Origin of the sequence: Nonomuraea solani (assembly GCF_900108335.1) — a bacterium.
In the GTDB taxonomy this organism is placed as follows: domain Bacteria; phylum Actinomycetota; class Actinomycetes; order Streptosporangiales; family Streptosporangiaceae; genus Nonomuraea; species Nonomuraea solani.
On record NZ_FNVT01000004.1, the window covers coordinates 761,528 to 782,142 of the forward strand.

Sequence of the window (20,615 nt, forward strand, 5' to 3'; positions counted from 1 at the left end):
AGGTCCGACGCTGGCTCCGAGCCACGGCTCAGCCGGCGTAACGACAAGCCCTCCGGCGGCACGCTGGTGCGCATGGTGGGCGAGGCCGACGCGCTCAACGCCGCCCAGCTGGAGACCTATCTCAGTCACGCACGCCGACGATGAGGACTAACGGCCGGCAGAAGGTGAACGACCCTGGTCAGAGGCGGATGGCGGGCGTCATCGGGAGTGCCTGCGCCCTGGTCCCCGGCCGGGCGGGGGCAGTAGGCCTCGCAGCGGGTGTTTGCCGGCCACCGTGCGATGGTGGCCGAGGACGTTAGGGGGCTGCCAGTGAACGTTGGTGGCCCAGTTCAGGCGTTCGAACAGGCTGATGAGCGCGGCGGAGGGGTCGATCTGGCGGGAGCCGCGGCCGTGCCGGGCGCAGTTGGGCTGGCTGGCCCAGACCCGCCGCAAGGGGCAGGAGCAGGGAGGCGGCGCACAGGGCGGGAAGGCGCGTGAGATGCGCAGCATGGCCGGGTCGTTGCGGAGCAGGTCATGGGCATGGCGGGCGGCTGAGGTGGGCTCGCTGGAAAACAGCCAGCCGGCGGTGGACGGCCGCCCAGCCGATGAGGTTGCCCTGGAAACTCATCGATCCGGCCACGGCCAGGACGACGCGTAGTCAGGGGCCGGGCGGTGAAGGAGCGGTGGGTCGGCAGCCGGTGGAAGCAGACCGTCACGCCCAGCCCGGTCACCACGTAGAAGACGGCGGCCGTCAGCAGGTCGGTGAGGGTGATTCCGTTCCCCATGCCAGCCAGATGCCGGCGCCCAGCGCGAGGAACGGCGCGATGACGATCGCGGCGGTCAGCGTCGCCCGCCCGGCGGGGACGCCGAGGTGTTGCTGGGCGTGCGGGAACGGAGAGTTGCCGTCATAGCCCGCTTCGGCGGGGATGCCGGTCAGGCCATGACCGGGAATCGGTGGTCCAGGCCGGTGACGCGCAGCAGCCGGGCCATGCGCGGCGCAACGCCGGTCAGGGCCAGCGTGATGCCCTGGGCCTTGGCACGGCCTTGCAGGCCGATCATCACGCCCAGCCCGCCGGCGCCGCAGAAGGTGACCTGGGACAGATCCAGGACGAGCAGGCCGCTGCTGTAGGCCAGGCAGTTCAGCAGTCGCTGGCGCAGCCGAGCCGTGGTGAAGATGTCGATGTCCCCCGACAGGCGCACGAGGGTCGGCGCCGAGGCGCTCGCCCCGCCAAGAGGGGCGTGGTCGATGACGGTCATGGAAGTCTCCTTGCCGGGGAAGCTGAATGGTGATGAGATGCCTGGCGGCCGGAGATCGGCCCGCCGCCAGAACAGGCGGTGCCAGGCGGCACGCGGGTTACGTCAGGGCTGACGGCCGTGCGGTGGAGGTCGTCTCCTGTCCGCTGACCGACCCGCCCTCGTTCTCCCAGCCCGCCGGGCCGTCGGCCGTCGCGCGTGGAGCGCGGCTGGCCGGCAGGTGCGCGAGGTTGAGGATGGCGTCGATGCTCAAGCCGGCGATGTCCTGGGCGATGAGCTTGAGCGTCGCCTCGGCGGCGGCGCCAGCGGTGTCTGAGGGGATGATCAGCAGGACGACCGGCTCGCCGGACGCGAAGCTGAGAGTGATCACGCGTGGGTCGGTGTAGCGGAACCAGCCGACGCGGACCTGCCGCCCGTGCGCCGGAATGCGGCGCGGGATGTGCTGCCACGCATCACCGTGCAGGCCGACGCGGAGCGTGACCCGTTCCAGCAGCCGGTCCACGGCGGCGATGAGGCCGGGCAGTTCGGCGGCCGCGTCACGGGAGGAGGGCCACCAGGCCCCGTCCACCACAGCTCGCCGGTTCGGCACCGGGCGGAGACTGAGCCGTTGCGCGGTATCGACCCGAGAGCTCGCGGATGAGGCGGAGCTGAGCGGTGCGGGTTGAGAAAGAAGTGTCGGCGTCATGGTCGCCTGACCTGTCCAGGCCCTGAAGGGCCGGTGGTGGTTCGCCGGGGGCGACGCAGACCTGAATGCCAACGCTCGGAAAGACCTCGGTACCTTCATTCTACTTCACAACTTCCGGAATCGCTCAATTCCGGAAGTAGACTGTGGGGGTGACCTCCGGAAACAGGCCCGCAGAGTTCGCGGAATCGGTCGGAGCGGCCTCCGGAAACACACGCCGGTCGCGGGCCGTGCCGCTTTCCACTCCGCACGCCGCCGTCCTGGCCGACTACACCGCCGCGCTGGAGCACGCCTCTCTGACCGACTCCACCAAAGCCAAGTACGCCTCCCGGCTGCGCGGCTATCTGGCCTGGCTGGCCGTCCAGGCCGACGCCGGCACCCTGGACGGTGACCCGCTCGCCGACGCGGTCGCGGCCACCGGCGCGGTGCGCGACTTCTGCCGCCACCTCAAGAACGGCCGCCGCGCCCCCAACACCATCGACACCTACCTGTCGACCATCGACGACTTCTACGCCCGCCGCGGCCTCGGCAAGCCCCAGGCCCGCCGCGAACGCGACACCCGCCACACCGCACCCCGCGCCCTGGACGCCCGGCGCGCCCGCCGCTACATCCGCCACGTCCAGCTCACCGCGCCGCCGCGCGACAAGGCCATCGCCCTGCTGCCCTATCTCGCCGGCCTGCGCATCTCCGAAGTCGTCGGCCTCGACCTGGCCGACGTGCGCCTGTCGGCCCGCAAGGGCGAGCTCCGCATCCGCGGCAAGGGCCGCGACGGCGGCAAGATCCGCCATCTGCCCGTCCACGCGGACCTGCGCCAGGCCCTGACCGGCTGGCTGGAGGCTCGCCCCGGCTGGGAGGGAGCCGGCACCCACACTGCGCTGTTCCTCAACCACCGCGGCGGCCGCCTGAGCGACCGCGCCGCCCGCGCCATCATCACCGGCCTCGGCGACGCCGTCGGCCTGGATGACGACCCCACCGAGCCCTTCACTCCGCACGTCCTGCGCCACACCTTCGCCACCCAGCTCATCCGCGACGGCAAGGACCCCATCCTGGTCGCCGAACTCCTCGGCCACGGCTCGCTGGACACCACCCGCCGCTACGCCCTGCCCTCCGAAGCCGACAAGGCGGCCGCCTTGGACGCCCTGATCATCGACCATTAGCCGGCCCGGCAGCAAGATCACCTTGCTTGTCCTGCCCGCTGACGGCTGTCTACCCTGAAAGGGCGTCCACGGTGTTGACTCCACCCTGCTGCGATCACGTGGCTGCGTTCTGTGGGCGGGGGCTGCCGGGGCATCCCCTTCGGCGGCGGAAGGCGGACACGCGATGAAGGCTCCGCTGAAGTCGCTGGTGCTGCCCGACGTGCCACCGATGCCGGTGCAGGTGTACAACCCGGCCCGGCTGGCGGCAGTGGCCGCCACCGCCCTGATGGACACCCAACCGGACCCGGACTTGGACAACCTGTGCGAGCTGGCGGCCTCAGCGGCCGGGACCCAGCAGGCGCTGGTCGTGTTGTTCGACGCCCGCCACGCGTTCTACAAGGCCGCGGTCGGCTGGGGCCCCCTGACGCTCAGCCGGCGCAGCATCCCCCTGCACACCGACGCCTGCCCGCTGCTGGCCGGCACCTCCGGTCCCCTCGTCGTCGCCGACACCACCCGCGACGCCCGCCTGGCACACCTCCCGGACGTGCGCGACAAGCAGATCGGCGCCTGGGCGGGCTTCCCCCTCCTGTCGGCCGACGGGCTCGTGCTGGGCGGCCTGTGCGTGCTCGATGAACAGCCGCACGCATGGACCGACCGCCAGCTCGACACACTGACCAGGCTGGCCGGCGCGGTCAGCGACCTGATCGAGTTGCGCCGGCAGGTGCACCAGGCCCAGGACCGTATCGACGCGCTGGAGAGCTCCGGCGCCGCGGCCGACCGGCTGGCCCGGACGCTGCAGGACAGCCTGCTGCCGCCGGTGATCGCCCGTCCGGCCTGGCTGGACGCGGCCGCACTGTATCTGCCCGCCAGCAACGGCGCCGAGGTGGTCGGCGACTTCTACGACCTGTTCCCCACCCGGCAGCCGTGGTGGTGCGCCGCGCTGGGCGACGTGTCCGGCAAAGGACTGGAGGCCGCCAAGGTGACCGCGCTGGCCCGCTACACCGTACGGACCGAGGCCACCCAGCACGCCTCGCCGGCCACCGTACTGACCCGGCTGAACGACGCGCTGATCCGCCAGCGCGTCAACGACCGCTTCCTGACCGCGGTGTGCGTGATGCTGCGCCCCGGCCCTGACGGCGGCGTACGCGGGCTGATCAGCCTGGGCGGCCACGCGCCCGCCCTGATCCGGCGCGCGGACGCGACCGTGGAGGAAGCGGGCCGGCCCGGCCTGCTGCTCGGCATCTTCGCCGACGCCGGCCTGAACGCCGAGCTGGTGGAGCTGGCGCCGGGCGATGCGCTGCTGCTCTACACCGACGGGGTCACCGAAGCACACAGCCGCAGCGGGCACGACGTCTGGGGTCTACCTGCGCTCAGCACGCTTCTGGCAGCCTGTGACGGCCTGAACGCCGAGCAGACGCTGGAGCGCATCACCACCGCTCTGAGCGGGCATGCCGGGGACTACCACAGCGACGACACCGCCCTGCTGCTCCTGCGCGTACCCCACCACGGCGAACAGCCACCATGACGGCCGGCCGCACCGAACCGCCGGTGACAGGACAACGAACTCCCCGCCCGGGCTGCCGCGGATCCAGCGGCTCGTCCCCGGCGTGGCAGGACGTCGCGACGCATCAGACAGCAGGTGCGGGGCAGAGGGCCCCCGAAAGGGGGCACCGGTGCCTTCACCGCCAGCGTCCGACGGCCCGCCGCAGCCGCCGTTGCGGCTCAGCGTACGGGCGGCGCCTCCGGGCCGGGTAGTGGCCGTACACGGCGCGCTGGACCTGAACACCTCCCCCCACCTGGAGCACGAACTGGCCAAGGTGTGCCGGCAGCAGAACCCGCCACTAGTGATCATGGACCTGTCCGGGGTGGAGTTCTGCGACTCCTCCGGGCTGAGTAGCCTGGTACGGGTATGGAGGCAGATCGACCATGACGGCGGCGCGCTGGTCTTGATCGGCCTGCACGGCACATGTGAACGACTGCTCCGCAGAACCGGCCTGCTGGAGCGCATATTTCCCGCCCATCCCACCCTGGCGCAGGCACAGGACGCGCTGACCCGGGCCCAGCGATGACCCGGCAGAACAACCGTCGCCTACGCCTGTGACCGTGGCATTGACAGGCGGCCTCGTGGTGGCTCAGGCCCAACTACGTGAACGCAACGCCGGGACGCTGTCGGGCAACGCCTCCGTCCAGGACCCGGAAGAGAAGTTCCTCCAAGTCGGCCGGCTCATCGAACGGTTCTGTGGCCGCGACGGCCTGATCAACGAAGGCCGCGTCTGGACCGAACGTGTCAGCGAGTGTCCGCAGCTGGTTTGTGTTCTCGGCCTCCGAACGCAACCGCTTCGACGATTCGGAACATGAGACGTACTCCGACAGCAGCGGCAAGTCCGGCGGCCTCGCGCCGTTCGTATCGGCTGTCGGCTACGTCGACAACGGCAACGGCCAGTGCTCTCGGCTGCAGACCCTCACCATCGAGGAGTACAAGGCCCGCCGGATCGCTCACGCAGCGGGCCTGCGATCGCGACCAAGCCGTGCGGTGAGGGTGTGGTGGATGCCCGGCCGGTCACCTCCATGCACAACCGATGCTCGGCCTCGCGTTCGCCCAGCTTCGCGGCCACCCATGCCTGGCCCAGCCACCCGCTGGCCCAGGTCTCGGCCATCAGCGGATCGGCCAGGCTGGTGAGCTGCCGGGCATCGCGCAGCAGCAGGTCGGATCAGCGCGGAGGGAGGGGCGAGCGACGGACCGGTTTGCTGCTGGTGGCCTTGCGGCGGCCGCGGCTCTTGGGCATGCTCCAGTCCATCACACCCGGCGACCGCGCCGCATTCTGACCGAGTGGGCAGATAGACCGCGTGGCCGAGGCTGATGACCACTCGTTGCGACGACCGTGGTCTACGTCGAGCCGAACCAGTCGGGTGCAGCGCCCGCGAGTTCGGATTTCGGCAGTGCGACGCCGGCTTTACCGAGGCGTTCGGTGAGCGTTTGTGCTCGCTGGCAGGCGAAGTCCTCTGCGCAGTACGAGAAGAGCACCGTGTTGTCGAGCTCTGTGGGTATGGGCAGGGCGTACAGGCATTCGACGATGGCGAGGCCCATCGTGATGGCGGTGTCGGCGGCACCGGCTTCGGCTCGTCGTACGGCATCGGCCATGAAATCCTCGACGACCTCGTCGAGGATTTCATCGGCGACGTCGTAGGGCTCGACCCAGCCCTGCCCCGGCTGATAGCCGGTTCGTCCGGACAGCACCTCGATGTCCAGTTGCATGATCGAGATCCGGAGCTCTTCGGCGATTCCCGTGGGGACGGTCCGGACCACTTCTCGTGCGATCGTCTCCGCCTCGTCCTCCAACTCGGGATGTGCAGCCAGGAGTTTGGTGAGGACGACAACGGCCTCGTGGCCAGCAAGGTGAGAAATGGCAGTCACACTGACTCCATTCAAGTGGGGAACCGTGACCTCGCAGTCGGGTGGCGCGGCCGACGGGCGTCTAAAGGAGCACACGGACGTCGGGGCGAAGTCAACCACAGTGCCGGTCGCGCCGTGCGAGTAGGAGGGACGGATGCTATGACTCACCCGGATTCGGTCACCGGTCGCTCTCGACGCTGTCAGGTCCGTGATGGCTAGCGGTTTCGTCGTTCGGATGCCTTGGGGTGGCCGGCTGCGACCCTGGTGAGCCAGATGGTCGTTTCGGTGTCGTCGATGGCGTACCAGATGCGTCCTCCGGAGGTGACCTCGTATTGCCACTGCTCCAGATTACGGTTGTCGTGCTTGACGGTGCCCAGCGAGCCGGACAGTGGGTGTTGCCGGTCGTCGACCCTGCGTGGATCGTCTGTGAGGTCCAGCCAGCACCGGTCGCAGTTGCCGGGCACTTGCGAGCGTAGTTCGCGTCATGCCTTTCAGGCTTTGGCGCTGGCGGCTCGTACGATCCATCCGGTAGGTCGGCGGATCTCTTCGCCCCGGCCGCTCACTCGGCACCGTCGACGGACTGCCCACCGCTGCCGTCGAACGGATCGGCGAGGTCACGGGCGATCTCAGGATCGCTCCAGGCCAGAGCGGTGGAAGTCCATGACCGGCGGGCCCGGGCATAGGGCAGGAGTTCCCCAGTGTCCGCTCCGGCCAGCAGGTGAGCGAGGAGCTCGCGGACACACTGCAGCCGCTCGTGCTCCGGGAGCCAGGTCAGCCACGGGAGGTCTTCGGCCAGGGCCTCTTCTGCCAGGACTTGATTGGAGCGAGCCACGATGGTCATAGATCGGGCCAGCGTGAGGAGAGCGGCACGGGCTGCTTGGTAGCGCTCGTCGCGTACTAGCCACACGTTTTCGGCGTCTCGACGCTCGAGTAGCACGTCGGCAACGTCGAGCTCGGGGAAGACCTCGTTGCGGTCACGAGCCAGCGCGCTGAAAGGGAACGTCTTCATGCATCCAGGCTACTCACCAAGTGCATCACTAATGCAACACTAATGTTGAAGAGCGCGATGGACGAAAGTTGAGGCGCATCCCTGCCAGTCCGATCATGAGCGTGCGAGCCCGCCGCCGGGCGAGGAGCGGATAGGCGGCTTGGTACTGGCGATCGCACGCCACCCCGCTACTCTGCGTTCGGTCCCATGCACTCGCTTATTCCGCGATCGTGACCCCGCAAGAATTTCAGCAAGCCCAGCGAGCACCGATCTCCGGTGGTGTGCCGCGCATGCACCTCCAACCGACTGCTCCGTGCCCGGCTGAGCGGTCAGCCGGGCACTGCGAAGGTTTCACCACTTCGCGGTCACAGATCGAAATTCGGTTTGGACGTCCGCTCTCCGCAGGGTCGCCCCGGACGTCCACGACGTACAACCCATCGCCAGTACGGATCGCGCGGCCGAGCCGCCGCCCGCGCGGCTGCCACCTGCTCACTCCCTCCGCGGCGATCCATTCGTCCAGTGCGGTGACGATCTCCTCGCGCCGGCCCACGCCCCACTCCGCTCGCCGCTGACCCTCCATGACACCAATACGCTAAACAACTTCACGTATCGTTTCCGGATGTTCCGCGACCATGGCCGGACCCGACAACAGCGGTGACGGCCGGTCTCCGATTCAACCGCCAGGGCTCTCTGTAGCCGTCGTCGCCCTGTTCCGGCCGAATGAGGCATCTGGGCCGTTCATCCGTCTACCCGGGGGCCATGCCTGGCCGCGCGTTCCGGTAAGCAGGCGTGCCACTGCTGCCCAGCAGGCTGGCGATCGACGCGTTGCAACGGGAACGCGGCCTGGAGCGCGCTCTGGCCTGCCGTCGGCTCTTCGCCGACGACAGCGAAGTTCTCCCTGACTATGCGGGTTTGAGCACGTGAGCGAGTGCCCGTATTGAGGGCCATGGGCTTACCGCGCATGTCGCAGAGGGAGATGAACCTCCATGTGCCTGGCCTGGGGCTATGGATTCCCTAAGGGCCATGAGAAAGCAAAAGCGCCAGGTCAGAGACCTGGCGCTTTTTATAAAGCTGGTGTCCGAGGGGGGACTTGAACCCCCATGCCCATCACTGGGCACTAGCACCTCAAGCTAGCGCGTCTGCCTATTCCGCCACCCGGACTTGGTGCCTGCACGCGAGACCGTCATCCCGCGTCGGCGTGAGTAAGGTTAGCAAACTCTGAGGGGTGCGTCATACCAAGTATCCGCGCCCTCTCCCCAGACGGCCCCAGCCAGGCGGAGATGGGGCGTGCAGGAGCTCCAGATGGGGCTTTCGTGGCGTGCCTGAGCAGGCAATGGGCTGGTTGCGGGTGGTTTGGGAGCTGGGGAGTTGGTGAATTTCTGGGTCTCCCGTGAAACGCCCTTGCGGCAACCTTGGGTGCTGCTACGGTTACGGACCGTTGAGGGGTGAGTCCACGGACCGGCCTCACGACGTGAGGCCGGTTCTGGAGCTCGGGAGGGCACGTGACGCGCGAGACGGTGCAGCAGCGGAGGGCCATCGCCCTCGCCGCGTGCCGTCTCGGCGTTGCCGCCCCGACCGTCCCGGCGCAGGACGAGACCACCGATCGGGTCTACCGGATGGCGCGGTTCGCGGCCGGTGCCCGGCGGGTCGTCGTGCGGGCAGTCGCGACTGGCGCCCTGGTGGCCGCCGGGTGGCTGCTCGCTGTTCTGTTCGGCATGCTCACCGCCGCTCCGGCGGCCGCGGACGCCACCGCGGCGACAGGAGCGGTAAACGCCGAAGCCGCCCAATCCCTGGCCGGCCCGGACCATGTTTCGGCGTCGGACAACGCCGAGGCCATGGCCGGACGCACGGTCGACGGACTCAACAGCCAGCAGGATCCTGGCCTGCCAACACCGTCCACCGCCGGAAAGATCCTGGACACCAATGGCTTGGTGCCCAACGGCGGTGGCAGTGGCCCCTTCGGGCCCGCTGCCGGGGATGTCGCGAGGTCCGTGTTCGACCCGCGGCTCCAGGCTGGGCGCGCCCCCCTGGCGCGCCTGCTTCCCCCCGTCGTCCGCACAGCGGCGGACGACCCCTCTTTCTCACCTGACTGATCCCCCAGGGACGCCGGCCGGTCGCCATCTCCATCTTCGTCTCCATGTGATGGGCGATCCGTTCACCAAAGAGTGATTCGGTTCGGCAGAGGCGGTCTGGTCCACCGAGGCGATCCCGTTCGCCGTGGGGGTCCCGTCCGCCAAGGCGATCCGGTTCGCGAAGGGTGATTCGGTTCGGTTCCGTACGGCGACCAGTCCAAGGGCCGTTCACCGAGACGAGCCCGTTCATCTCCCGAAGTAGCGCGGCGGAGCGTGGCCAGAATCCCTCCGCCCGCGGGTGAATCACGTCAGTTCAGCTGGTTCGCGAATCCGAGGTCTCCGCTGTGCGCGTACCTCGCACGGCCTCGGCTGCCCGCGAACCGTCAGGTATCCCCCCAAGAACCACTAGGAGCATTCATCATGCGTACGTGGGCCAAGGCATCTACTCCCGCCGCCCTTCTCGCGGTCGCCGCCATGTCGTTCGGCGGCGGCGGCACCGCGCTCGCCGACACCTCCGGCGACGGGTCGGTCGCGGGCGGCAACCAGGTCAACCTGCCGGTCTCCCTGCCGATCGACATCAGCGGCAACTCCGCCGCCGCGCTCGGCAAGGCCGAGGCGACCTCCCAGGGCGGCGCCGAGGTCGTCAACTCCGGCGCCGGCATCCCCAACAGGACCTCGGGCAACGGGTCCGTCGGCGGCGGCAACCAGGTGAACGCGCCGATCAGCGCGCCGATCAACGCCTGTGGCAACGCCGTCTCCCTGTTCGGCAAGTCCGACGCGGGCTGCAAGGGCGGGGCGACCGTTCGCAACCAGGGCAAGGGCGGCGCGGGCGGCAACCGTACCTCAGGAAACGGGAGTGTGCTCGGTGGCAACCAGGTCACCGCGCCGATCTCGGCCCCGCTGAACGCCTGCGGCAACGCGGTGGCGATCTTCGGCGACGCGACCGCCGGGTGCAAGGGCGGCTCGTCCGTCTACAACACCGGCGTGGGCGCGGGCGGCAACCGTACCTCGGGTGATGGCGGCGTGCTCGGCGGCAACCAGGTCATCGCGCCGGTCAGCGCTCCGACCAGCGTCTGCGGCAACGCGATCGCCGTGTTCGGCCGGGCGTTCGCGGGCTGCCAGGGCGGCTCGACCGTCACCAACAACGGCGGTCCCGGCAACCGCTACAAGGCCAGGCACATGGCCGCCGGATCGACGGGCAACGACACCGACGGGCGCTTCGGGGCCGGCAGCGGCAACCAGGTCGTCGCCCCGGTCAGCCTGCCGGTCGACGTCTGCGGCAACGCCGTGGGCAACGCGACCGCCGGGTGCAAGGGCGGCTCGAAGGTGGACAACTCCGGCGCGGGCGGCAACCGTACCTCGGGCACGGGTGGCGTGGGGAGCGGTAACCAGGCGGTCGCGCCGGTCAGCGCCCCCATCGACGTCTGCGGCAACGCCGCGGCGGTGCTGGGTCGCGCGTTCGCCGGCTGCAAGGGCGGCGCCCACGTCAAGAACCCGGCCCGCGGCGGGGGCGGCAACCACACCTCCGGGCAGGGCGGGGTGCTGTCGGGCAACCAGGCGATCGCCCCGATCACCGCGCCGATCAACATCTGCGGCAACGCGGCCGCCGTGCTGGGCAGGTCCGAGGCCCACTGCAAGGGCGGCGCGGGCGTCTGGCCGCACGGTGGCGTCGGCGGAGGTGGCAACCACACCTCCGGCCGGGGCGGGGTGCTGTCGGGCAACCAGGTGGTCGCGCCGATCGCCGCGCCGGTCAACATCTGCGGCAACGCCGCGGCCGTCCTGGGCGACGCCGCCGCGGGCTGCCTCGGCGGGTCGAACGTCGGCCGGCCTGGCCACGAGGGCCCCGACGGGTTCTCTCGCTTCGCCCGCGCCAACAGCAAGGTCGCGGCGGCCAAGGGCGGGATGCTGCCCATGCTGCCCGCCGTCCCGGTCCTCGACGGGCTGGGCGGGGTCGGCGCCGTCAGCGGCGTGACCCAGCAGGTGCAGGAGGTCGGCAAGACCAGCGGCGTGGCCCAGCTCCAGGACCTCGGCAGCGTCACCGACGTGGCGGGCCGCCTCCAGGACCCCGCCGCCGTCACCGGTCAGCTCCAGGACGTCGGCAACGTGAGCGAAGTGGCGCGTCAGCTGCCGGTCCCCGCGAACGTCGACCAGGTCACCGGTCTCCCCGTCGTCGGGGACGCCGCCCAGACGTTCGGCCTGCCGCAGCTGCCCGAACTGCCCGGCCTGCCCGGCCAGGCGCAGACCCCGGCCCAGCCGGAGAAGGCCCACCACTCCGCTCCCGTCGACGGCCGCGGCCGTGGCGTCTCCTCGGGCCCGGGCTCCGCGCTCGCCCCGGCGACCGACCTGGTCGGCTCGACCCCGGCCGGTGGCGCGGTCAGCTCCGCCACCCGCAGCCTGCCGGTCGGTGACCTTGGTCTCATGAGCGCCGCGCAGCCCGCCGGTGTCACCGGGATGAACTCCGGCTCCCTGCTCGCGCTGGTGCTCGGCTCGATGCTGGCCGCCTCGGCGACGCTGTTCGGCACCGCTCGGCGGTTCCGGATCGGCCGGAAGTAAGGAATGTAGGAAGTACGTAACACCGAACGAACCCGCTCACAGCCTGTGAGTAGGCACTGTTAGATGATTTGCCCGTTCCGGGGGCGCGGCCCGGGGCGGGCAAAGTCATGTCCGCGGTCAAAGCGTCCTGCGTACTCGCATGATCTTTCGCCGCAGGCGTACGTGCCGGCTGCCGTCGGGGTGCACGCGCACGCGCGCGAGCTCCCACTGCCCGTACTCTGCGTGTTCGGTCAGCAGTTGACGTGCTGCTTCGCGGGTGAGGTCGCGTGGAATGAAGATATCCATGTAGGAGTAGTCGAGCACAACGATTAGTCTCCAGGGTGAGTCAGGGCGCCATGCCGCTCGCTGGGCCTTATTCTGCGTGCTTGTGGGTGGACCCGGAAGCGAGTGGGTAGCCCGGGGGAAGGAAATTTCCGCGAGTCGGGTTACCTTTCAGATCTATGCCGACTCCCGGTAGGGGGATTGCAAGCGAACAGTGAGGTAGGAAGCAGCGTGCCAGCCAAGAACGGCAGCTCCGGCGGAACACGCCTGGTGATCGTCGAGTCGCCTGCCAAGGCGAAGACGATCGAGAAATACCTCGGTGCCGGGTACACGGTCGAGTCCAGCATCGGTCACATCCGTGACCTGCCGGAGAAGGCCGACGACATCCCTGAGAAGTTCAAGGGGGCGCCGTGGGCTCGCCTCGGGGTGAATGTCGAGCACGAGTTCGAGCCGCTGTACGTCGTCAACCCCGACAAGCGGTCGCAGGTCAACAAGCTGCGGCAGTTGCTGAAGGACGCTGACGAGCTCTACCTGGCCACTGACGAGGACCGCGAGGGCGAGGCCATCGCCTGGCACCTGCGCGAGGTGCTCAAGCCCAAGGTCCCCGTGCACCGCATGGTCTTCCACGAGATCACCCCGCAGGCGATCCGTGACGCCGTGGCCAACCCGCGTGACCTCAACCTCCGCCTTGTCGACGCGCAGGAGACCAGGCGCATCCTCGACCGCCTCTACGGCTACGAGGTCAGCCCGGTCCTGTGGAAGAAGGTCAAGCCCCGGCTGTCGGCCGGGCGCGTGCAGTCCGTGGCGACGCGGCTGGTGGTGGAGCGCGAGCGGGAGCGGATGGCGTTCACGTCCGCCCACTACTGGGACCTGCAGGCGCTGTTCGACACGAACAAGCCGGAGGAGCGGCCGCGCGACTTCACCGCCACGCTGACCTCGGTCGACGGCAAGCGGGTGGCGCAGGGGCGCGACTTCGCCAGCACCGGGCAGCTCAAGAGCGCCGACGTGCTGCACCTGTCCGAGGCCGCGGCCGGTGAGCTGGCCGGGCGGCTGCGGGGGGCGTCGTTCGCGGTCAAGTCCGTGGAGCGCAGGCCGTACACGCGTAAGCCGTACGCGCCGTTCCGGACGACCACATTGCAGCAGGAGGCCAGCCGGAAGCTGGGCTTCTCCGCCAAGTACACGATGCAGGTCGCGCAGCGGCTCTACGAGAACGGCTATATCACCTACATGCGTACCGACAGCATCACGCTGTCGGAGACCGCCGTGGCGGCCGCGCGCTCACAGGCGATCAAGCTGTACGGCGCCGCGTACGTGCCCGACAAGCCCCGCGTCTACTCCAGCAAGGTGAAGAGCGCGCAGGAGGCGCACGAGGCGATCCGGCCCTCGGGCGAGGAGTTCCGCACCCCGGGCGAGACCGGGCTGCAGGGCGACATGTTCCGCCTCTACGAGCTGATCTGGCAGCGCACCGTGTCCTCGCAGATGAAGGACGCGGTCGGCGAGTCGGTCACGGTGAAGTCGAGCGGCCGGTCGTCGTCCGGCGAGGACGTCGAGTTCAGCGCGTCCGGGCGGACGATCACGTTCTACGGGTTCCTGAAGGCCTACGTCGAGGGCGCCGACGATCCCTCGACCGACCGCGACGACTCCGAGAAGCGGCTGCCGAACCTGGCCGAGGGCGACCCGCTCAGCGTGACGCGGCTCGACGTGGCCGGCCACTCGACCAAGCCGCCCGCGCGCTACACCGAGGCGTCGCTGGTCAAGGAGATGGAGGATCGGGAGATCGGGCGGCCGTCGACGTACGCCTCGATCATCGGGACGATTCTCGACCGCGGTTACGTGTTCAAGAAGGGCACGGCGCTGGTGCCGTCCTTCCTGGCGTTCGCCGTGGTCAACCTGCTGGAGCAGCATTTCGGCAACCTGGTCGACTACGACTTCACGGCCGAGATGGAGAAGGTGCTCGACGACATCGCCAACGACCGGGCGGAGCGGGTGCCCGAGCTGCAGCGGTTCTACTACGGGGCCGACGGCGACGAGGGCCTCAAGGAGATGGTCACCGACCTCGGCGACATCGACGCCAAGGAGATCAGCTCGTTCCCGATCAAGGGGACGGACATCGTGCTGCGGGTCGGGCGTTACGGGCCCTACCTGGACAGAGACGGCGCACGGGTCAACGTGCCCGAGGACATGACGCCCGACGAGCTGACGGCGGAGATGGCCGAGGAGCTGTTCTCGCGGCCGACCGGAGACCGGCAGCTCGGGAACGACCCGGCGTCCGGAAACATGATCGTGGCCAAGGACGGGCGATACGGGCCCTATGTGACCGAGGTCCTGCCGGAGCCGGCCGCCGACGAGGATGCTCCCAAGCGGCGCACCAAGAAGGCGGACGCGCCGAAGCCGCGTACGAGCTCGCTGTTCAAGACGATGTCGCTGGACACGATCACGCTGGACGACGCGCTCAAGCTGCTGACGATCCCGAGGGTCGTGGGCGACCTGGAGGGCGAGGAGGTCGTGGCGCACAACGGGAAGTTCGGTCCTTACCTGAAGAAGGGGACCGACTCGCGTTCGCTGGCCTCCGAGGACGACCTGCTGACGGTCACGATAGACCAGGCGAAGGAGCTGTTCGCGCAGCCCAAGCAGCGTGGGCGGGGGCGTGCGGCGGCCGCTGCGCCGCTGCGCGAGCTGGGCGACGACCCGCAGTCCAAGAAGCCCGTGGTGGTCAAGGAGGGGCGGTTCGGCCCTTATGTGACCGACGGCGAGACGAACGCGTCGCTGCGCAAGGGCGACACGGTCGAGGACATCACGATCGAGCGGGCGGCCGAGCTGCTGGCCGAGCGGCGTGAGCGGGCTCCCGCGCCGAAGAAGACCACGACGCGCAAGGCTCCCGCGAAGAAGGCTCCGGCGAAGAAGCCCGCGGCCAAGTCGTAGTGGACTTCCGGCGGGCGCTCGACGGGTGGCCGCCGGAAGTAGCATCGTTCATGTGTTCGTGCTGTTCTTCGTGGGCGCGGTGTTGCTCGCGCACTATTACCTGTGGCATCGCCTGGTGCGGTCGACCACGGGTCCTGGGCGGGTGCGCAAGGCGCTGACCTGGGGCATGGTCGGGTTGTTGCTGCTCGTGATAGCGACGTTCCTGGGCACCAGGATGGAGCTGGGGCACTGGCTGGCCTGGCCGGGGTTCCTCTGGGTCGCGGTCATGTTCTACCTGGTCGTGATCCTGGTGGTGCTGGAGGTTCCGCGCGGGGTGGTCGCGCTGGTGCTGCGGCGGGTGGAGCGGCGGCGGCCGGCGTCCGCGCCGGTGCCGGTCCTGGTGGGCGCCGACGCGTCGACGGCCGTTCTGGAGCCTGTCGGCGCCGCGCCGGTCGTGTCCGAACCGGTCACGTCCGGGTCGGTTTCGTCCGGGTCGGTCGCGTCCGAGTCCGGCGCGTCCGAGTCCGGCGGGTCCGCGCCGGTTGCTTTCGCGCCGGGCGCCATCAGCAGGAGGCTTTTTCTCGGACGGACCACCGCCGCCATCGCCGGCGTGAGCGCGCTGGGCACGGTCGGGTACGGCGTGACGAGCGCACTGGGCGACCCCGTGATCGAGCGGGTCATGGTCACCCTGCCGAAGCTGGACCCACGGCTTGGCGGGCTGCGGTTCGCGGTGGTGAGCGACATTCACCTGGGGCCGATCACGGGCATCGGGCACACCGAGCGGATCGTCCGCATGATCAATGGTCTCGAAGCCGACGTGGTGGCCATCGTGGGCGACCTGGTGGACGGGTCGGTGGCCCAGCTCGGGGCGCTGGCGAAGCCCTTGAAGAGCCTTGAGTCCCGCTATGGGGCATATTTCGTGACCGGTAACCATGAGTACTTCTCGCCGGCCGGCCCCGGAGAGTGGATCGAGGAGCTGGGCGAGCTCGGCGTACGCTCTCTGCGAAACGAGCGCGTCGAGATCAGGCACCAGGGCGCCGTGCTCGACCTGGCCGGAGTCAACGACATCGGCGGCACCGCCTCGGGCGACGGCCCCGACTTCGGCAAGGCGCTCGGCGGCCGCGAGGCAGGCCGGTCCACGGTCCTGCTCGCCCACCAGCCCGTCCAGGTCACCGAGGCCGCGCGGCACGGCGTGGACCTGCAGTTGTCCGGGCACACGCACGGAGGCCAGATCACGCCGTTCGACCTGGTGGTGGAGCTGCAGCAGCCGGTGGTCGCCGGGCTGGCGACGGTGGACGACGTGCAGGTCTACGTCACGCGGGGCGCCGGATTCTGGGGTCCGCCGGTACGCGTCGGGGCACCGCCCGAGATCACTCTGCTGGAGCTGCGTTAGCTGACTTTTCGTAATCCACTGGTCACGGACTGCCATTTTCTAGTAGTATCCGCTCGGATACAACGTGGAGGTGTGCATGGTCTCGTCGCCGATGGAGGGGGCGCTGCGGCAGGAGGTCGCCTGCTGGGCCGAGCGCGGCGGGCAGCTGTTCAGGCAGGCCAGGCGGGCCGCGAGCCTCAACCAGAAGGCCCTGGCCAGCGTGAGCGGCACGTCGAGGACCACCTTGTCGGCGTATGAGCACGGCAGGAAGTCGCCGACGCTCGAGACCGCCGGGCGCATCCTCGACGCGGCCGGGTTCCGGCTGGTGCTGGAGGCCAAGATCGAGTTCACCGCGCGGGTGACGAGCGACGGCCGGGCGTTCCACGTGCCCGACCGGCTGCCCCGGCTGCCGATCGCCGCCGCGCTGGGCGTGGCGCGGGTCCGCGGCCGCACCTACCGTCTGGCCGACCGTGGCCAACGGCGGGCCGCCTACACCGTGCTGCTGTGCGGGGGCGAGCCGGGCGAGCTGTTCGATCACGTCGACGGAGTGCTGCTGGTCGAGTTGTGGGACGAGCTCACCCTTCCCGCGGAGATCCGGGCCGCGTGGCGGCCATTGGTGGAAGAGGCGCGGCAAGAGGTCGGAGTTATGAATTGATGATGTTTTTGGGGGCCTATTCGAGGTGTGTAACCTGCGCCCAAGCCCGCTCACGTAATACCCTCGGCCACGAGCAGCCGGGAATATCCGGCTCGCCTCCTGACTACCCACTTCCGGTCAACACCTGGATACGCTGAAATCATGACTGTCCCTGGCCGAAGCCGCCCGGCTCACGTGCTGGCCAACGCGCCCTTCCGCCGGCTCTGGACGGCCATGTCCGTGTGCAGTCTGGGCGACTGGCTCAATCTCCTGGCGCTCACCGCCCTCGCGGGCAACCTGACCCAGGGCGACTACCGGGTGCAGTCGCTGGCCATCGGCGGCGTCTTCGTCGCGAAGATGCTGCCGGCCGTGCTGCTCGGGCCGCTCGCCGGGGTGTTCGCCGACCGGTTCGACCGGCGGCTGACGATGGTCGCGGCCGACCTGGCCAGGTTCGCCGTGGTGCTGTCGATCCCGTTCGTGAACAGCTACCAGTGGGTCATCGTCGCGACCGTTCTCGTCGAGTGCGTCAACCTGTTCTGGGTGCCGGCCAAGGACGCCACGGTGCCCAACCTGGTGCCCAAGACACAGCTTGAGGCGGCCAACCAGCTCAACCTGCTGGTGACGTACGGCACCGCGCCGATCGCGGCCATGCTGTTCGCGGCGCTGTCCGTGGTCGGCGACCTGTTCACGAGCGTGGTGCCGTTCATGGCCGGGCGCGACGCGACCGGCCTGGCCCTGATCGTCAACGCCTGCGCCTACCTCGTGTCGGCCTTCCTGATCTTCACGTTGCGCGACATTCCCAAGCGCGACGGCGCCATCTCCACCCCTTCGGTGCTCAAGCAGGTCGTTGAGGGCTGGCGGTTCGTCGGCGGCAACCGGCTGGTGCGCGGCCTGGTCATCGGCATGCTGGGGGCGTTCGCCGCGGGCGGCGCCGTGGTCGGCGTGGCGAAGATCTACGTGGTGGCCCTCGGTGGCGGCGACGCGGCCTACGGTGTGGTGTTCGGCGCGGTCTTCGTCGGCATGGCCCTCGGCATGTTCTTCGGTCCGAGGCTGCTGCGCGAGCTGTCGCGGCGGCGGCTGTTCGGCCTGGCCATCACCGTCGCCGGGCTGGTGCTCGTCGCGATCGCGCTGGTGCACAACCTGGTGATCGTGGTCATGCTGACCGTGGTGCTCGGGGCGTGCGCGGGGATCGCCTGGATCATCGGCTACACGCTGATCGGCCTTGAGGTCGAAGACGCGCTGCGGGGCCGTACGTTCTCGTTCCTGCAGTCCACCGCCCGCGTGACGCTGCTGCTGGTGGTCGCGCTGGCCAACCCGGTGGCCGCCATCTTCGGCGAGCACACGCTGACGCTCGGCGAGTTCGCCTACCGCTTCGACGGGACCAACCTGGTGCTGGTGGTCGGCGGCGCGCTGGCGATGGGCGTCGGCCTGCTGGCGCTGCGGCAGATGGACGACAGGAAGGGCGTCTCGCTGGCGGCCGACCTGCTCGCGGCGGTGCGCGGCGAGCAGTTCGCCACCAAGGCGGCCGAGCACGTGCCGGGGCTGTTCGTGGCGTTCGAGGGCGGCGAGGGGTCGGGCAAGACGACCCAGTCGCGCCTGGCCGCCATCTGGCTGCGCGACCAGGGCTATGACGTCGTGCAGACCCGCGAGCCGGGCTCGACCAAGGTCGGCATGCGGCTGCGGGCCATCCTGCTCGACGCGGCCGAGCGCGGGCTGTCGGCGCGCTCCGAGGCGCTCCTCTACGCCGCCGACCGTGCCGAGCACGTGGAGAAGGTGATCAGGCCGGCCCTCTACCGGGGCTCGCTGGTGGTCACCGACCGCTACGTGGACTCTTCGCTCGCCTACCAGGGCGCCGGCCGGGCGCTCGACCCCAAAGACGTCTCCAAGATCAACGCCTGGGCGACCGGCGGGCTCGTGCCGCACCTGACCGTGCTCATCGACACGCCGCCGGAGATCGGGCTGACCCGGCTGGGCGGGGCGGCCGACCGGATCGAGTCGGAGCCGCTGGAGTTCCACCAGCGGGTGCGCAAGGAGTTCCGCGCGCTGGCGGCGGCGGCGCCCGAGCGCTACCTCGTCGTCGACGGCACGCTGTCGCAGGACGTGATCACCCGACAGATCCAGGATCGGATCAGGGACATCCTGCCCGACCCGGTGCCGCGAGAGTCAGAAGACATCACGGGTACGATGCCCGCCATCCGCGACTAGCCTTACCCCGTGACGGTTTTCGATGACCTCGTAGGGCAGGACCAGGCGATTGCCGTGCTGTCGCGAGCCGCGGCGGCGGCGCGCGAGGTCGTCGGAGGCGGGCGCGGCGCGGGCATGACGCACGCCTGGCTGTTCACCGGCCCGCCCGGCGCCGGTCGGGAGGTCGCGGCCCGCGCCTTCGCCGCGGCGCTGATGTGCCCGGAGGGCGGTTGCGGCCACTGTGACCAGTGCCACCAGGTGCTCATCGGTTCGCATCCCGATCTGGAGTCCGTACGTCCCGAGGGCCTCTCCTACAGCGTCAAGCAGACCCGGGAGCTGATCCTGCGCGCGGCCGGCGCGCCGACGCAGGGCCGTTGGCGGGTCATCCTGTTCGAGGACGCCGACCGCGCCACGGAGTCGGCGGCCAACGCCCTGCTCAAGGCCATCGAGGAGCCGCCGCCGCGTACGGTCTGGCTGCTGTGCTCGCCCGCCCCCGACGACCTCATGATCACCATCAGGTCGCGGTGCCGCCTGGTCAACCTGACCACCCCCGGCGCCGAGGCCGTCGCCCACGTGCTGGCCACCCGCGACAGCGTGCCCTGGGAGACGGCCAGGTTCGCCGCCAGGGCCGCGCAGGGACATATCGGCAGAGCGCGGGCACTGGCGCTCGACGAGGGCGTCAGGCGGCGCAGGGAGGCGGTGCTGAGCATCCCGCGCTCGCTGACCGGCGTCGGCGAGTGCGTCTCGGCCGCCGAGCGGCTGGTGAAGACGGCGGAGGAAGAGGCGGCCGCCGCCACGATCGCGCTCAACGAGAACGAGACGTCCGAGCTGCGCAAGCTGTACGGGGAGGGGTCCACCGGCAAGGGGCTCAACCGGGGGCTGGTGCGCGGCGGGGCCGGGGCGCTGAAGGAGTTGGAGGACCGGCAGAAGTCGCGGGCCACCCGGATCAAGCGCGACTCGCTGGACTCGGCGTTGCTGGAGCTGGTGTCGTTCTATCGGGACGTGCTGGCGATGCAGTTCGGGGCCGGGGTCGAGCTGGCCAACGACGACATTCGCTTCGAGCTGGATCAACTCGCGAAGTCGTCCACCCCTGAGGAGACGCTGCGGCGCATCGATGCGATCATGCGGTGCAGGGAACGGCTGGCCGCGAACGTCAATCCGCAGATGGCCGTCGAAGCGATGATGCTGGCCCTGCGGTCCTGACA

At 69.8% G+C, this 20,615-nt stretch carries 17 protein-coding genes and 1 tRNA gene; 11 read left to right on the plus strand and 7 right to left on the minus strand.

Annotation, left to right across the window (positions count from 1 at the left end; genetic code table 11):
- Positions 1–912 precede the first annotated feature (912 nt).
- Entirely contained in the window at positions 913–1,236 is a 324-nt protein-coding gene (locus C4V41_RS19275) for an STAS domain-containing protein (protein WP_103957238.1), read from the minus strand.
- Positions 1,237–1,333: 97 nt separating this feature from the next.
- The gene (locus C4V41_RS19280) at positions 1,334–2,017 is read right to left on the minus strand and encodes a DUF5994 family protein (protein ID WP_327537459.1); all 684 of its coding nucleotides are present in this window, start codon (positions 2,015–2,017) and stop codon (positions 1,334–1,336) included.
- A gap of 128 nt (positions 2,018–2,145) precedes the next feature.
- On the opposite strand from C4V41_RS19280, the gene C4V41_RS19285 reads away from it, so the two are divergent.
- The 4 genes from C4V41_RS19285 to C4V41_RS60760 all read left to right on the plus strand — a co-directional run bounded on the left by C4V41_RS19285 (position 2,146) and on the right by C4V41_RS60760 (position 5,409).
- Positions 2,146–3,072, plus strand: a complete 927-nt coding sequence (locus tag C4V41_RS19285; protein ID WP_235030227.1) for a tyrosine-type recombinase/integrase — start codon at positions 2,146–2,148, stop codon at positions 3,070–3,072.
- Between the two features lie 163 nt (positions 3,073–3,235).
- Positions 3,236–4,576: a PP2C family protein-serine/threonine phosphatase gene (locus C4V41_RS19290; protein WP_103957240.1), complete on the plus strand. Its 1,341-nt coding sequence runs from the start codon at positions 3,236–3,238 to the stop codon at positions 4,574–4,576.
- A gap of 148 nt (positions 4,577–4,724) precedes the next feature.
- Positions 4,725–5,120 carry an STAS domain-containing protein gene (locus C4V41_RS61895; protein ID WP_160150331.1) on the plus strand — a complete coding sequence of 132 codons (396 nt, stop codon included), beginning with the start codon at positions 4,725–4,727 and terminating at the stop codon, positions 5,118–5,120.
- 28 nt (positions 5,121–5,148) lie between these two features.
- On the plus strand, positions 5,149–5,409 hold the full coding sequence (locus tag C4V41_RS60760; RefSeq protein ID WP_146103710.1) for a hypothetical protein: 261 nt from the start codon (positions 5,149–5,151) through the stop codon (positions 5,407–5,409).
- A 529-nt stretch (positions 5,410–5,938) separates the two neighbouring features.
- Here the strand turns inward: C4V41_RS60760 and C4V41_RS19305 are convergent.
- The 4 genes from C4V41_RS19305 to C4V41_RS19320 form a co-directional block, all read right to left on the minus strand.
- Positions 5,939–6,466: a hypothetical protein gene (locus C4V41_RS19305; RefSeq protein WP_146103711.1), complete on the minus strand. Its 528-nt coding sequence runs from the start codon at positions 6,464–6,466 to the stop codon at positions 5,939–5,941.
- A gap of 194 nt (positions 6,467–6,660) precedes the next feature.
- Positions 6,661–6,909 carry a hypothetical protein gene (locus tag C4V41_RS19310; protein ID WP_103957244.1) on the minus strand — a complete coding sequence of 83 codons (249 nt, stop codon included), beginning with the start codon at positions 6,907–6,909 and terminating at the stop codon, positions 6,661–6,663.
- Positions 6,910–7,004: 95 nt separating this feature from the next.
- Positions 7,005–7,454, minus strand: a complete 450-nt coding sequence (locus C4V41_RS19315) for a hypothetical protein (protein WP_103957245.1) — start codon at positions 7,452–7,454, stop codon at positions 7,005–7,007.
- Between the two features lie 1,051 nt (positions 7,455–8,505).
- Positions 8,506–8,594, minus strand: a tRNA-Leu gene (locus C4V41_RS19320).
- Between the two features lie 341 nt (positions 8,595–8,935).
- On the opposite strand from C4V41_RS19320, the gene C4V41_RS19325 reads away from it, so the two are divergent.
- On the plus strand, positions 8,936–9,526 hold the full coding sequence (locus C4V41_RS19325) for a hypothetical protein (protein WP_235030228.1): 591 nt from the start codon (positions 8,936–8,938) through the stop codon (positions 9,524–9,526).
- A gap of 399 nt (positions 9,527–9,925) precedes the next feature.
- Positions 9,926–12,058 (plus strand): chaplin family protein, encoded by a 2,133-nt coding sequence (locus C4V41_RS19330; RefSeq protein WP_103957246.1) that lies wholly within the window; start codon positions 9,926–9,928, stop codon positions 12,056–12,058.
- Positions 12,059–12,175: 117 nt separating this feature from the next.
- On the opposite strand, the gene C4V41_RS19335 is transcribed toward C4V41_RS19330, so the two are convergent.
- The gene (locus C4V41_RS19335) at positions 12,176–12,361 is read right to left on the minus strand and encodes a DUF5703 family protein (RefSeq protein WP_103957247.1); all 186 of its coding nucleotides are present in this window, start codon (positions 12,359–12,361) and stop codon (positions 12,176–12,178) included.
- A gap of 189 nt (positions 12,362–12,550) precedes the next feature.
- Here C4V41_RS19335 and topA point away from each other — a divergent pair, with 189 nt between their 5' ends.
- The 5 genes from topA (at position 12,551) to C4V41_RS19360 (ending at position 20,613) form a co-directional block, all read left to right on the plus strand.
- A complete protein-coding gene (topA, locus tag C4V41_RS19340) occupies positions 12,551–15,241 on the plus strand; it encodes a type I DNA topoisomerase (RefSeq protein WP_103957248.1) in 2,691 nt (896 codons plus the stop codon).
- Positions 15,242–15,293: 52 nt separating this feature from the next.
- Positions 15,294–16,613, plus strand: coding sequence for a metallophosphoesterase (locus tag C4V41_RS19345; protein ID WP_103957249.1), 1,320 nt, complete (start codon positions 15,294–15,296; stop codon positions 16,611–16,613).
- Positions 16,614–16,689: 76 nt separating this feature from the next.
- Positions 16,690–17,247, plus strand: a complete 558-nt coding sequence (locus C4V41_RS19350) for a helix-turn-helix domain-containing protein (RefSeq protein ID WP_200824074.1) — start codon at positions 16,690–16,692, stop codon at positions 17,245–17,247.
- Positions 17,248–17,388: 141 nt separating this feature from the next.
- Complete coding sequence (gene tmk, locus C4V41_RS19355) at positions 17,389–19,431, plus strand: dTMP kinase (RefSeq protein ID WP_103957250.1); 2,043 nt, start codon at positions 17,389–17,391, stop codon at positions 19,429–19,431.
- Between the two features lie 9 nt (positions 19,432–19,440).
- Positions 19,441–20,613 carry a DNA polymerase III subunit delta' gene (locus C4V41_RS19360; RefSeq protein ID WP_103957251.1) on the plus strand — a complete coding sequence of 391 codons (1,173 nt, stop codon included), beginning with the start codon at positions 19,441–19,443 and terminating at the stop codon, positions 20,611–20,613.
- Positions 20,614–20,615 lie beyond the last annotated feature (2 nt).